The following is a 13,154-nucleotide window of genomic DNA, read 5'->3' on the forward strand; positions in this document are numbered from 1 at the left end:
TGTTTTTTTTTAATTCTCCGGGGGGGGGGGCCCAGCTTCGGAAGCTGGGCCCCGCCCTCTGCCATACCCCCGAGACGACGGGGCCGTTACCGTGCGACGGGGTACCTCTCCCCCAGCAGCTTCAGCAATCGAGGGATCTCCGTCTCGGGCATCGACCGCGCAATGGCGGCAGCAACCGACTTGGCGTCCCGCCAGTCAATCGCCTCGCTCTCCTGCTGCTCGTCTTCGACGGCAGCCTCCCTGCCCGCGTTGCGTGCTGCCGGCACCGCAGCTACGGCCTCGGCGTTGCTGGAGGGCTGGGTGGTGACGGCGGTATCACCAGGCGCCGGACTGGGTTCTGCAGCAGGGGTGATAACGCCGTTATCACTTTGGGAAGGCTGGCTTGTCGCGCCGGAAGTGATAACGGCGTTATCAGTGGACAGCTTGGCGGCGCCGGCGGCGCGGCGCTGCTGGTTCTTCTGGACTGCCACGTCGCGGCGCTCGTCGGCCTTCTTCCGCTGCTCCTCGGGAGCGAGGCCAGCAAGGCCACGGACGTGCTCGACCTTGCGCTCGCCGGACTCCAGGTCTGCTTGCAGAACGGGATCCAGCTTCAGCAGGGACAGCCGCTGGGAGATGAAGGCTTGGGTGACTCCGAGCCGCTGGGCGGCCTTGCGCTGGGAGCCGTAGTGCTCGACGAGTTTCTCCAGAGCGGCTGCTTCTTCGAGATCGGAGAGGTTCTCCCGCTGGAGGTTGGCGACGAATGCAGCTTCCAGCAGGCTTTCGTCGGTGGCGACGAAGTCATCGTTGACCGTGTACTTGATGGCGTCGAAGCCGGCCTCGCGGGCGGCAGCGTAGCGACGGTGTCCATCGACAACTACGTATTCGGCACCGGGCTGAAGGTCCTTCGCCCGGTCGGGCCGGGCGCGGAGATAGGCCTCTACGGACGCGACGGTGATGGCCTGCACAAGGCCGATCTCCTTGAGCGTCACGACCAGGTCCGTGACGTCGCCGACCTTCTCACGGGGGTTGTCCGGGTTCTCGCTGATGAGGTTCAGCGGAAGCTCCGGGCGCGGGGCGGCACCGGTACCTGCAGTGGGCGCCTCGGTGGCAGCGGCGATGGCCTGGCGGCGTGCGCTGACCTGGGAGGCGTGGGAGAAGGATGAGGAGACCGCGAGCCGGTCACGTGCGCGGCTCATGCGATCTCCCTTGCCAGGGCGCGGACGTTGGCGGCCTGTTCGCTGGTGGGGGAGTAGGACAGCAAGGGCTGCTTCATGCGTACTGCTTCGCGCTGCTCTCGTCGGTCGGGGATGACGCCGATGACGCGCGGATCCTTTATGGCCTTCCACTGTTCGAGGGAGGAGGTCGCGATGTATCCGCGGCGGCCGTCGTAGAGGTTGACGATGATGCCGAGGTAGTCGAGTTCGAGCTTCATGTCGGCACGCAGGTCTTCGATCTGGGTGACCAGGAGGTCGTATGCGTCGGCGGAGCTGTCTTCGGCCTGGACGACGATGCAGACTCCGGACTTGCCGATGGGTTCGCCTTCCCGGCGCCGGCCGTAGTACACGGCGGCGTCCATGCTCATGCCGAGGCTGGGCGGGCAGTCGACGACGATGACGTCGTAATCGGCCTCGACGGGTTCGAGGGCGCGTTCCAGGGCGGCTTCGCGCATGCGGACGCGGGAGAGCCTGACATCCAGAAGGAAGGCGTCAGCACAGGCCGGAAGAAGGTGCAGGCGTCCGCCGAACCGGTCGTCGTCGACAGTGACGATCAGATCGGCTAGATCGGCCTTACCTTCTCCGGACATGTGGTTGGCCAGGCTGTCACCGTCGATCGGCAGGGGATCGTGACCAAGTTGCTTGGTGAGGTGGCCCTGGGGGTCGAAGTCCACCAGGAGGACACGGAGGCCCATGCCGGTGAGGTCTTCCAGCTCGGCGTCGACGCCGGTCTCGGTCATCTGCCGTGCGACGCGCACCGGGTAGAGCTGATTGGGGTCTTCGGCGAAGGCCTCGCCGACGCCGGCGGCGATGGCGGTCTTGCCGACACCGCCCTTCTGGTTGCAGATGATCTTTCGTTGGACAACCATCGGGCGCGCGATGGTGGGGGAGGGGTTGGTGTCCAACCACAGCTGTACGGCTTGTGCCAGGCCCTGGGTGATGGACACCCCGCGGGCCTTCACGTCGGTGCGGAACTGATCCCACTGGCCTTCGGGAAGCCAGGTCGAGAAGGACTCGGCTCCGCTGGTGTCCACGGCTGGAGGGTTGGCCCCGAGCCCACGCCAAGTCGCGATGCCCTCGGCGACAGCGTCTTGGATGTCGATGCCGAGCTGGGCCGTACGGACCTTGAGGTCTTGCCGAAGCGCGGTGGTCAGTTTGGATACGACCTTTTCACGGCCGCCTTGAGGTGACGTCATACAGAGCACCTTACTAACGTCAAAGATCAATTTCTGCATCGAGACGTTAGTGTCTGCCAAATGTGATCCGGACGGACTATCACAACAGCAGGCAAGGACACACTAAACACCAACCTCACGCTTCCAATAACAGACGCGCTGTCGTGACGCCGCTTCAGCAGCAACCACGCGAGACGGAAGAAGAACGGCTTGCCGGGAACTAGGTGATAACGGCGTTATCACCCAGCGCTGCCTCCCCGCCGCTGCGTCGCCATCGATCGGCGCTGTTATGTTGCGCGCCTCCTCCCACCGCGCTGCTCCGGGTCGCAACAAGATCGCCGGACCTTGCCGCAGCAACCCCACCTACATCGTTCGGCTGGCTGCTGCTGGTTGGTGGGGGAGTGGCACACGGACGACACATACAACGGCAGGACCTGATTCCGCGCAGTATCAGTCTCCTGGTCCAGCAACTTTCGTCACGGACCTGCTCGGGTGATAACGCCGTTATCACCCGCACACGTTCGACGGTGCAACGGGCACCTCGCAATGGGCAGACCAACGCATGCACCGTGCCGGAGCATCCCAGGAAGCCGGGACGCGCCTTGGCTCTCTTTGGCACCGTACCGACGCGGATGCAGCCACGCGGTGTCTAGTGGCCGGCATACGACGTCAGACGCCGAACCCCTGCCTGGAGTTCAGGGCGCAGCAACGTCGCGGTGGGGGAGTGGTGGGTCCGGACAGACCTTGGGGTGGACTCTGTGGATCTTGCATATACGAGCCTCTCAAGAGTCAGGTAGACAACAACCATGCCCTCCGGTCCCACCCAGCCGTGAGTTATGACAGCTGAAAGCTGGAAGGCGAGAGCCCAGGAGGCTGCGAGCGTGTCCCTGCTGTCGGCAGCAGAGGCTGGTGAGTGGGCGAACTTCGAGGTCTGTCTGGAGCGCAGCAAAGGGACAGCAACCGAGATGACGAGGAGTCGCGCGTCGCGATGAGCCAACGGCCAGCCCTTCCTGAGGAAGGCGTGGGCGGGGCACGAAGAAGTGTCGGTCAAAGAGCCCGTGGGGTGTCGGCGCTGCCCGGTGGGCCGCTGGTGAACTGCAGGACAGGTGATAACGCCGTTATCACCACACGGCTTGGATCTGCTGCTGCTCCGTTCGTACCACGGGTGTTTTCCAGCCTCTTCTTGCCGACACGACCGCACTTCTGCCCGGTTCGTCCCGCGGGTGGGCGGCGGTTCTGCAGTGCGGTGCGTTGAGCCGCAACTCGAAGCTCTCGGCGCGGAGGTAGGCGAAACAGTTCTCCGGTGTGTCCAGTCGCTGGCCGGGGGCGGTCGAGGACGGCGAAGTCGCGAGCGGTCAGCTGCCATCAGTCCTCGCGGATCGTCCTGGACGCGGTGGAGCGGCCTACTCCCCACAGCTGAGCCGACGCCGGGTGCGGTAGGCCAAGCTCAGGCACCAGTGATCGGGACCGACCGCTTGCCGCCGGACTGCGCCACGCTGTCGGGCCCGCTTCCAGTTTGGGGCCGCTTCTCCAAGCACTGCGCCAAGGCTGTGTGCGAGGCACCCTGCACAGGCAGAGCAGGGTCAGGCCGCGCATACCCAGCTAGGCCGTGTTTGAAATGTTGATCAGTGGAGCGCCAAGTTCTCGATCAGCACTTCGAGCGCGGCTAGTGTCGAGGCGATGGAGACGACGCATCGGCCCGCTGCGCGGGTGATCTGCCTGGATGCCGCTCGCCGCGTGCTTCTGCTGCGTTGGCGGGATCCAGTTGACGGGACGTGGCTGTGGGAACCGCCCGGTGGTGGCATCGAACCCGGTGAGACGCCTCTGGCAGCAGCACGGCGCGAGCTGGCTGAGGAGACCGGACTGGACCCAGGGGCGGTCCTCGACCGGTCAGTGCCTGTCGAGCGGGACGTGCGCTGGAAGGGCATGCGGTACGTCGGTTCGGAGGACTTCTTTGTAGCGCTTTTCGCCGAGGAACAGCCTGCACTGGCGCGGACGGGTCTGCTCCCTGATGAGCAGGTCGACTTGCACTCGCACGCGTGGGTGTTGTGGTCGGACCTGAACTCGCTGCCGGATCGGGTCGAGCCGCCGCAACTGCTGGTTGTATTGAGCGCCCTGGTCCCATACGGCCCCTGGGGTGAGGTAGACGGCGGTTGATGCAGAGGCACAGCGACTGGTATCCGCTCTTCCCCAACCCGGTCGTCGCCGAGTCGCTGCTGGACCGGCTGATCAACGCCAGCCACCAGGTCATCATGAACGGTCCCAGCTATCGGCCCAACAAGCGCCCCAAGGGCCCCACCCACCCGACCAAGTGACATACGTGAGGGGTTGACATGATTGACGGATGGCTTCCTCCGAGACCACAGCGGCCGCCGGGCTCATGGACCGCACCCGTGACGGCGTCCTGCTCTACGGCCTGACCCCACCACGGCAGACCACCACCCCCGACCAGGCTGACGCCGTCGCCGCCGCGACCCTGACCCGGCTCCGGTCGGTGCAGGTCGACGGGCTCATCCTCTACGACGTGGACGCCGAGGCCGACCGGACCGAGGCCCCGCGACCGTTCCCGTTCATGCCGATGATGGACCCGGCCCACTTCCTCGACGACCACCTCGCCGACTGGGCTGGCCCGGTGATCGTCTACCGCGCCGTGGGCAAGTACACCGGCGACCAGCTGGACAACTGGTGGTCGAAGGCCGACCGCGACCGGGTGCTGACCGTTCTGGTCGGCGCGGCCTCCCGGCATCAGGTGGTCCGGACGAGCCTTTCCGAGGCCTACCGCAGGCATGCCGGGCTCTCCCTCCCGCTGCGGATGGGCGGCGTGGTCATCGCCGAACGGCACGCCGCCTCGGGGACGGAGCACGCACGCATGCTGCGCAAGCAGGACGCTGGCTGCGAGTTCTTCGTCTCCCAGGTCTGCTACGACCTGGACCGCACCCGCAATCTGCTGTCCGACTACACCCACGGCTGCCGCGAGCGGGGCCTGGACCCGAAGCCGGTGGTGCTGACCCTGGCCCCGTGCGGGTCGGTGAAGACCCTAGAGTTCATGACCTGGCTCGGCATCGACGTCCCGCCATGGCTCCGGGCCGAGATCACCCGTGGTGACCCCCTTACCGCCTCGTACGAGCAGTGCCTTCTCAACGCCCGGGCCCTGATCGCGTACTGCCGCCGCCTCGGCCTGCCGTTCGGGATCAACGTCGAGAGCCTCACCAACCGCAAACTCGAGATCGACGCCTCCGTCGACCTCGTCCGGGATATCCGCGACCTGCTGGGCTGAATCATGGATGTCATCTTCACATCGAGGTTGGGGCGTGACGGCGTCGCACCCTCCGGAGTCGACAACAACCGTTTGCTGCCTGCCCCCACGATTCCGCGATCATGCCCCGAACAAGGAGAAACGCCTGCTCATCGAGCAGGGGTTCCGTTTGCCACAACGTACTAACCGGAGCCGACGCCAGGGGCTGGGGAATCACGTGACCACAGCCCCTGGGGAATTACGTGACCGTCGACACGGCTCACACAATGTGTCGAGACTGGGGGAAGTCCGATCGTTGTCATGAGGGCCGGCCCCGGGTGCCGTTGAGGATTGCGCCGTCGAAACCCGCGGTCGAAAGATTCTTCGCGCCCGTCAGATCTGCGCCGGTCAGGTCCGCTTCGGTGAAGTCTGCGTCGCGGAGATCAGCTTGTCTCAAGTCCGCGCCACGCAGGATGGCGCCGGGCAGGCTGGCACGGACGAGACTGGCCCGCTCCAGACGGGCATCCTCGATGTCTGCCCTTGTCAGGTCCGTCTCGTCGAAGTGCGCACCGGCCGCCTGGACGCGCCTCAGGTCTGCTCGTACGAGGTGCGACCGAGCCAGATCGGCACCAGTGAGGTCAGCGTCTGCCAACTCGGTTCCGTTCAGAGTTGATTCCCGCAGAGCTGTGCCCGTCATGACCACCCCGGCCAGTTGAGCATGCCCCAAGTCCGCATCGCTGAGGTCTGCGGCGCTGAAATCGGCTTCCGGGAAGTTGATACCGATAACGCGTTGGCGCACCCGGTCCCACATCCCCATGTAGCCAAGGTGGCGCAGGCGGACGTTGCGCAGGTCGAAGTCGCCGCTGCCGTCATGCTTCGGATCCCGGTTGGCCAGAACCGTCATGGCCGCCTGGACGTCCGTGGCCGGGCGGGCATCGGCTGAGCCGCCCACCTGCCCGTGAGTGTGTTCACGGACGTACGCCGTCAGAAGGGTGACGACGGTGGGCTGGTCATGCGGCGAATCCCGCATGAGGCGCTCCAGGCCGTAGAGGCCACCGAGGCGGATGTCCACGGCCGGTGAGGCGAGGTTGCCGACTGCTGCATTGAACCGGCCCGTAACCTGCCCGCGCTCGGCGATCTGCAGCTGTTTGCCGGACTGCTCGACCGAAACCCAGGTGAACAGCAGGGCGGCAAGAGCCGCGATCCCCGGCAGCGATGACGCCATCAGCGCCGCCCACTGCAGGCGGCTTCCCTTCATGTGGTTGTCCGTGCGAGAACGTCTTGATTGCCTGTGGCTCCCGTGACGTGCGCCTCGGTCAGAGATTCGGCGCAGCCGCGCCAAGGTGCTCAGCCTGGTCATACGGGCCATGGAACCCCGGAACCAGAGTTGGGCCGACGTTCTGACGGCGCGGCGGACAGTAGCTTCGGGCGAACGGGCGAACACCTACCGGGCGGCAACCCTCTCAACCCTCTGGCTATAGGCACCGAGCCACATGATGTCGTCGCCGGGCGACAGGGTGGCCAGGTAGGCGGCGCAGTCTGACTCGTTCAGGTGGCCAAGCAGGCTGAAGGTGTGGGTACTTGGATGCCTTGAGTCCGGCCCACGTGCGCGAGGGACGACCGGAACTGTTCGCCGTAGTCGACGCGTCGGGGTGGGCGGACAAGCGCGGATGTGATGCCTGTCCGGCAGCGCACCTGTGCACCCAACGCGATCAGCCCGCCTGATACGCGGCACTCTCCATACCTGGCCGATCTGACGGGCGATCGTTGCCGCCACTGGGTAGACCGCGACCAGCCCACGAACGCTGGTCCAGCAAGGTCCGGACCTGGGCCGCCATGGGGGGCGTCACCGACGGTCAACGGCCCACGATGGAGATCGCCGCCTTCCTGGACCGTCAGTACGCCAAGGTCGACCCCGCCCGACCCGACGCGGTCTCCGCCGGCCTGGACGCCACCCGCCACCCCGGCTCCGCCGCCTACGAGGACGCCCAGCGCACTCGCGGGCAGCAACTCCACGCCCGCCGCAGCGAACTGGACCGGGACCAGGAGCGCAACGACGAGGAATTCGAGCGCCTGAAGAGCCCGAGCGACCGCGACGGCTGGCTCCGGCTGGCCGCCAATCAGACCGCCAACGCCGATCTGAACGAAGCCCTTGCCCAGGTCTACGAAACTCGTCACCGCCGAGCCCGCCCTGGCCGACGAGCACCGCGCCAGCGCCGAGAGGCACCGCGAGTACGTCAACAACTCCCGCAACTACGCCGACCTCTCCCTGCAACGGGCCGGGGAGCTGTAGAGCCACCCGCCGCACGACAGCGCACGCCCGAGGGGGCCGGACGGATCGTCCGGCCCCCTCGTCGTATGCCGGCACGGGAGCCGGAGGTGCTGGTCATCGCGGGTTGCGCGGCTTGTCCGGCAACCGAGATCCGAGGGGGTTTTACGTTTTTGCAGGAAGACACCAGAGAAGAGGCCATCCCCGAGGGTGTCGTGGGGGGCAGCACAGAGCGGATTCGTCGCGATGTAGAGCGGGTGGCTGACCTCTCGTATCACGGCTTCGCCGGCCAAAAGCACAAGCGGCGCGGCATCGCGCTATACGTACACGACGAGGACCTCCGGCTGCTGCACAACAGCGCCGAAGCTCGCGACGAGATTGCAGTGGAGATCCTGCTGCGGGCGCTGAAGTCCTCCGGGACAACGGGCTCGTGGGCTGAGGATGGAACCCCCGGCATGCCGGGCGTCACGGCGCTTGTTCCCTGACGACCTACTTCATAGGGCAGTGTGTGTGGGAGTTCCGCCGCGTCTACCTACGATGGCGGCGCGCTCGTCCAACTGCTGCAAACCTTCCCCAGCCAGCTCCCCGGCCCCGAAGCACGCTTGCCGGCAGCTCACTGTCCGAGCTGATCAACAAGCGCTCTGCCGAGTCCCGGGCGGTCGTGTTGCTCGCCCACGAAGGCTACGACGACTCCCAGATCGCCGAACGGCTCAAGACCACCGCCGCTGCGGTGCGCCAGCACCGATACCGGTTGCGGCGAGACATCAAGCGGGCGGAGAAGGCCGGGCGAGTGTGGCTGCCCCGCCAGCTGCGCAGCGAGTCCGAGGAGGCGCTGTGACCCAGTCGGAGAGCACGCGCGGGCGTGCCGCCATGGCACTGACGGCTGTGCTTCCGGGCAGCGCAGCCGTGGCGGGCGCCCCATGGCAGGTGGTGGTCGGGACCGGCGTGGCGAGCTTGCTGGTGGGGGTGCTGAGTACGGTCTTCCCCCAGAACTCCAGGGATCGGCTGATGTGGTGGCGAGACCGACGCCGGTACCGGGAGAAAGCTCGCCAGCACCGAGGCCGCGTCGCCAGCGCCCCGGCGGCACCCGAAAGGCAGGCCCCGATCCCCTGACCGGTTGGCCTGAGCCTGCCGGCACAGAACGATGCACCCGAGGAGGACGGACGATCCGTCCGGCCTCCTCGGGTGTGCGGGGTTCGGGGCCCGAGCGTGCCGGTTGGCGCCCGCTCGCTGGGACGGGAGTCAGCACCAGGAAGTAGCCGCGGGCCTCTGCCGCCGGGTCATCCCATCCGGCGGCAGAGGACCGTAGTTCTGGCGGGAGGATCCTTCTGACAACCGTCCGATGGGGCGTCCTGTGCGGTGCTCACCGGGTTCCACTGAGCCAGCCGCAGCCATAACCCGTGCAGACTGCTGACCGGCGACGTCACCCTGCACCCGCGCGGCCTGGCCATCGCCATCCTGACCGGCAAGACCAAGTACTCGGTGCGCGACGCCGAACACCGCGCCCTCGCCGAGAAGCACCGACGGTATGCGGCAGAGAACCGCGGCTACACCGAACTCGCCCTGAAGCGGGGCGGGGAGCGGTAGAACCACCCGCCGCACGACAGCGCACGCCCGATGGGGCCGGACGGATCGTCCGGCCCCCTCGTCGTATGCCGGCACGGGAGCCGAGCGGGCTGGTCGTCCCGGGTTGCGCGGCTTGCTTCCGGGGGGTGTAGGGCGCGCGAGAAGCACTCGCGCGCCGGGTAGCCCTCTGGTGGGAGTCCCGCGGGACTCCCACCAGAGGGCTACGGCCAGGGGCCGGTGGCGGCCACGCTGTGGTGGTGCGTCGGGTCGCCGCTTAGCAGCCCGGGCCGCGCCGATTCAAGAGTTGGCGAATTGCGGTGGCCCGTAGCGGATTCCGCCGGCCCATTCAACGGGTGCACCAACGGTAGGAGCGAGAAAGTGCCCAGGTCAGAGGCTGTTACTGAGGGCCGAGCGTGACACGCCACCAGTTTTGAAGTTCAGGGCCATCTACCGAATACGGCGCGGATTGACGACAGTCTCCTGGTCGTCCCGAGGGGTCACGGCCCCTGTCAACGGACTTGCGGGGCTAACCCGCCGCCGACCGACAGTCGGAAGCACCATCCATCCGCAGCGAAACGAAGTTTCTCGATGTCCGTCACCACGCACTGCCCGGCCACTCCGCAGCCGCCGCGGTGCCGACGCCCCACCTAGCGGGTTGGGACCTGGGCCCGCCGGGCCTCGTAGCCGGCCTGCACCATCGCCGGCCTGGCCATCCGCGAGCCGGCCCACCGATCCGAGCGACAGCAGTCGATCGGCCCAGGACCGCCGGGCAAGGCAGCTCGACAGCGCCCATTAAAGCGGCCGTGAAACGCGGCACTTTCCAGCTCAGGAGCCGTCTCCGCACCACGAACCTGATGTGGCGTCAGGTTCGGAGGTCAAATTCGCGAGATCTCGCATACGGGTCGGATCGTCGACAGTCTCCTCCTCGTCCGGGGGCGCCACCGGACTCCACCAGGGGGCTTGTGGGGCTAACCCCCCGCCGGCCCACCGTCCATCCACCTATTCACCGCGTGCTGCCGCACGCACCGGAAACGAAGGATTGCCATGTCCACCACAAACGGCCAGCCGGACGACCCCCAGTCGCACGGAAGGCCTCCGGCCGAGCCGCATACACCCGACCAGCCCTCCGAAGAGCGCCCGCACACGGACGCCCTCGGCTGGGCAACACTGGGGCTGACCGCCGCATTCGGCGCCACCGGCGTGGTCCTCACCCTGACCGGGCACGAAGGGGCCGGCATCGCCCTCATGGGCGTCTGCTCGCTGGGGCGGGACGTCAGCGCCCGGAAGTAGGGCAACCGCGGGCCTCCGCCGCCGGGTCATCCCACCCGGCGGCGGGGCCAGCAGTTGGGCCAGGAAGGCCCCTACCAGATGAGCTGCCCGTCGGACGCTTGAACCTGGTTTCACGATGTCAGGGATTGCCGCTTCTCCAAGGGCAATCATTGACATCGGGTCCTTGGACAACCGTGCGGCGGGGGCGGCGCGTGCCGGTAACATCGTCTCTGCTTCACCCGCTTCTCCTCGAACTCCGCGAAAAAGACGTGCAGTTCGCGGCCCGTGGCCCTGGGGATCAGGGCCACCGAGAAGAAGGTGAGGTACGTGCATGAGCGTCCCGCTGAGTAAGCGCGGCAAGGAGAAATGGTCCACCTACCAGTGGATCACGCTCTCCTTCGCGGCGGCGAGCTTACTGGTGGCGATCATCGCGCTGGTGGGACAGTTCGCTCAGCCGTAGCTGCTGAGTGCCCACCCCGAACAGGTCGGACACGGCCGGTCGCTGACAAGCAGCGAGCCCGGTCGCTTGAAGGTCGACCGGGCTCGGTAACTGCAGGAGAGGCTCGGACCGGTCTAGCCACCGGCCGGGCCTCTTTTGCAGCTAACTTCGTGTCTCCCACTGTAGAGCAACCATCGTTGCGTCATCTCGATGGGCTGCCATCTATTACATCTGGATTGCTGTGCGCCAAGTCCCTGGCGAAACTATTGGGCGCTTTACCTTCGTCGTGACCTGCTTGTCCGGTGGAGGGGGCCAGGGCCGTCAGCAGGGCTCCAGCGCCGCTCATGGGCCCCAAGGGCAGGCCACAGGTGGGGGAGTCGTTCGTGGAGTGCCAGGAGGTGATGGAGCTGTTCGGCCAGCACGGCCGGGCCGCCCATGGCGCGGCGCAGTGCGGCTTCGTCGACGTGCGGCGGGTTGAGCCGGCGAGCGTGGCCAGCTTGCGGATCTCCTCGCGGCGGGCGTCACCTTCGCCGATGCCATAGGCGGTGAAATACGTATCCAGGGCGGCAGGGGGCACGAGTCGCTTGGCGTTCTCGACCTTGCTGAGGGTGGTTCCGCTGGGGAGGCCGATCCGGGCGGCGGCATCGTCGAGGGTCACTCCGGCCTACCGGGACGGGATGGAGGCCCAGCTCGGGGTGCTGGGGCTCGTGCTGAGCGCCGTGGCGCTGTGGACGACGCGCTACATCGATGCTGCTGTGGCCCAGCTCCGCGCCGAGGGCCACGAGATCAGGGACGAGGACACCGCGCGGCTGTCCCCGCTCAAGCACAAGAACCTCAACTGCCTGAGCCGCTACAGCTTCACCGCCTCCCCGCCGGTGAAGGGGCTGCGGCCCTTGCGCGACCCGGACACTGCCGACCTTGACGATGACGAGGGCGGTCAGGAGGAGTGAGCGCCGCATCCGCCGTCCGGGGCGGGTCGTTGGACTCCGGGAATCCTGCCGCCGACCGGCGGGGGCGGGACAGAGATCGCGGCAACTTCGGCAGCGGGTATCGGATGACGCTCGGTCGCTCCGTGCCTACATCAGGCCGCCGCTCAGAACACGGTCGAGTGCTGCTCGGCCTGCGGGTCCCCATGTCGGCTTGCCGCCGGGAAGGCCCCGATCCCCGTTCTGGCCCATGAGCATGAGGAACAGGCTCTTCAGAGCGGCCAGCCCGCGGGCGCGCCGGATCGTCCCCTGGTCTGCCTGCGCGTACACGTTGAAGAACCGCGAGGCGCAGCCCGCGGGAAGGAGCACCCATGCGGCCGCGAGGTCCCACGCCGGATCGCCGGCGAACAGGTCACCGAAGTCGACGATGCCCGAGAGCGTTCCGTCCGAGACGACGACGTTCGCGGGATGAAGGTCGCCGTGCACCCAGAGAGACGGTCCCTCCCACTCGGGCGCCGCTACGGCGTCATCCCAGACGGCCCGGACATCGTCGGCGAGGTTGTCGGGGACGACAGCGTGGAAGAAGTGGTCGAAGCCGTCCATGCACTTCTTGGGGTGAGCGCCGAAGTCCGAGCTGCTCGGTGCCTCGGCGGGCGCCTCCACATGGAGCGACCGGAGGAAGCCCGCCAGCGTGTCGGCCGCGTGGGTGCCGCGATTGATCGAGCCGTGGTCCAGCGGCTCGCCGGGAACCCACGTCATCACGGTCCAGTGCTTGGGGAAGCGCTCGGACGGTTCGCCGAAGCGCACCGGGGTCGGCACCGGGAGCGGCAGGCACGGGGCCAACACGGGTAGCCACCGCCGCTCCTTGAGCTGGAGCTCCGGGGTGGGGTCCATGCGCTGCATGCGCACGGCCAACTCGTCCCCGAGGCGCCACATTTGATTGCCCCAGCCGCCCCCCACTTCGCGGATGGCCAGCCCTGCAAGGTCTGGATGTTGCTCCTGCAGCAGGTCGCGGACCAGGTCTGCGGTGATCTCGATCTCGGTGTCGCTCACGCGAAGCCACACTACTGTGGCAGGCTTCT

General features: G+C 67.2%; 13 protein-coding genes and 1 pseudogene. 9 read left to right on the top strand and 5 right to left on the bottom strand.

Annotated features, from left to right (window positions below; translation table 11 throughout):
• Positions 1 to 86: 86 nt before the first annotated feature.
• Both ACFV1J_RS37020 and ACFV1J_RS37025 read right to left on the bottom strand, forming a co-directional pair.
• Positions 87 to 1,175 carry a ParB/RepB/Spo0J family partition protein gene (locus tag ACFV1J_RS37020; RefSeq protein ID WP_385865799.1) on the bottom strand — a complete coding sequence of 363 codons (1,089 nt, stop codon included), beginning with the start codon at positions 1,173 to 1,175 and terminating at the stop codon, positions 87 to 89.
• Positions 1,172 to 2,389: a ParA family protein gene (locus ACFV1J_RS37025; protein ID WP_385865832.1), complete on the bottom strand. Its 1,218-nt coding sequence runs from the start codon at positions 2,387 to 2,389 to the stop codon at positions 1,172 to 1,174. Before ACFV1J_RS37025 ends, ACFV1J_RS37020 begins: the two co-directional genes overlap by 4 nt.
• Before the next feature lie 1,659 nt (positions 2,390 to 4,048).
• On the opposite strand from ACFV1J_RS37025, the gene ACFV1J_RS37030 reads away from it, so the two are divergent.
• The 3 genes from ACFV1J_RS37030 to ACFV1J_RS37040 are packed head-to-tail and all read left to right on the top strand — an operon-like array spanning position 4,049 to position 5,645.
• Positions 4,049 to 4,525, top strand: coding sequence for an NUDIX hydrolase (locus tag ACFV1J_RS37030; RefSeq protein WP_385865800.1), 477 nt, complete (start codon positions 4,049 to 4,051; stop codon positions 4,523 to 4,525).
• Positions 4,525 to 4,683, top strand: a complete 159-nt coding sequence (locus ACFV1J_RS37035; protein WP_385865801.1) for a hypothetical protein — start codon at positions 4,525 to 4,527, stop codon at positions 4,681 to 4,683. The genes ACFV1J_RS37030 and ACFV1J_RS37035 overlap by 1 nt, the downstream gene beginning before the upstream one ends.
• A gap of 29 nt (positions 4,684 to 4,712) precedes the next feature.
• A complete protein-coding gene (locus ACFV1J_RS37040; RefSeq protein WP_385865802.1) occupies positions 4,713 to 5,645 on the top strand; it encodes a methylenetetrahydrofolate reductase in 933 nt (310 codons plus the stop codon).
• A gap of 277 nt (positions 5,646 to 5,922) precedes the next feature.
• Here ACFV1J_RS37040 and ACFV1J_RS37045 read toward each other — a convergent pair whose 3' ends face one another.
• Positions 5,923 to 6,861, bottom strand: coding sequence for a pentapeptide repeat-containing protein (locus ACFV1J_RS37045; RefSeq protein WP_385865804.1), 939 nt, complete (start codon positions 6,859 to 6,861; stop codon positions 5,923 to 5,925).
• Between the two features lie 894 nt (positions 6,862 to 7,755).
• Between ACFV1J_RS37045 and ACFV1J_RS37050 the strand changes: the two genes are divergently transcribed.
• From ACFV1J_RS37050 to ACFV1J_RS37070, 5 genes are all read left to right on the top strand, one after another.
• The gene (locus tag ACFV1J_RS37050; RefSeq protein ID WP_385865805.1) at positions 7,756 to 7,896 is read left to right on the top strand and encodes a hypothetical protein; all 141 of its coding nucleotides are present in this window, start codon (positions 7,756 to 7,758) and stop codon (positions 7,894 to 7,896) included.
• 86 nt (positions 7,897 to 7,982) lie between these two features.
• Positions 7,983 to 8,357 carry a hypothetical protein gene (locus tag ACFV1J_RS37055; RefSeq protein ID WP_385865807.1) on the top strand — a complete coding sequence of 125 codons (375 nt, stop codon included), beginning with the start codon at positions 7,983 to 7,985 and terminating at the stop codon, positions 8,355 to 8,357.
• 179 nt (positions 8,358 to 8,536) lie between these two features.
• Positions 8,537 to 8,710, top strand: a complete 174-nt coding sequence (locus ACFV1J_RS37060) for a hypothetical protein (protein WP_385865809.1) — start codon at positions 8,537 to 8,539, stop codon at positions 8,708 to 8,710.
• Between the two features lie 1,772 nt (positions 8,711 to 10,482).
• Positions 10,483 to 10,728, top strand: a complete 246-nt coding sequence (locus ACFV1J_RS37065; protein WP_385865811.1) for a hypothetical protein — start codon at positions 10,483 to 10,485, stop codon at positions 10,726 to 10,728.
• Between the two features lie 310 nt (positions 10,729 to 11,038).
• Positions 11,039 to 11,167 carry a hypothetical protein gene (locus ACFV1J_RS37070; RefSeq protein ID WP_385865812.1) on the top strand — a complete coding sequence of 43 codons (129 nt, stop codon included), beginning with the start codon at positions 11,039 to 11,041 and terminating at the stop codon, positions 11,165 to 11,167.
• Between the two features lie 254 nt (positions 11,168 to 11,421).
• Here ACFV1J_RS37070 and ACFV1J_RS37075 read toward each other — a convergent pair whose 3' ends face one another.
• Complete coding sequence (locus ACFV1J_RS37075; RefSeq protein ID WP_385865814.1) at positions 11,422 to 11,583, bottom strand: hypothetical protein; 162 nt, start codon at positions 11,581 to 11,583, stop codon at positions 11,422 to 11,424.
• Positions 11,584 to 11,805: 222 nt separating this feature from the next.
• Between ACFV1J_RS37075 and ACFV1J_RS37080 the strand changes: the two are divergent.
• Positions 11,806 to 12,096 (top strand): annotated as a pseudogene (locus tag ACFV1J_RS37080) (Tn3 family transposase); the annotation flags it as partial.
• 126 nt (positions 12,097 to 12,222) lie between these two features.
• Here ACFV1J_RS37080 and ACFV1J_RS37085 read toward each other — a convergent pair.
• Complete coding sequence (locus tag ACFV1J_RS37085; protein ID WP_385865816.1) at positions 12,223 to 13,125, bottom strand: aminoglycoside phosphotransferase family protein; 903 nt, start codon at positions 13,123 to 13,125, stop codon at positions 12,223 to 12,225.
• Positions 13,126 to 13,154 lie beyond the last annotated feature (29 nt).

The organism is Streptomyces sp. NPDC059649 (genome assembly GCF_042734445.1).
GTDB lineage: Bacteria > Actinomycetota > Actinomycetes > Streptomycetales > Streptomycetaceae > Streptomyces.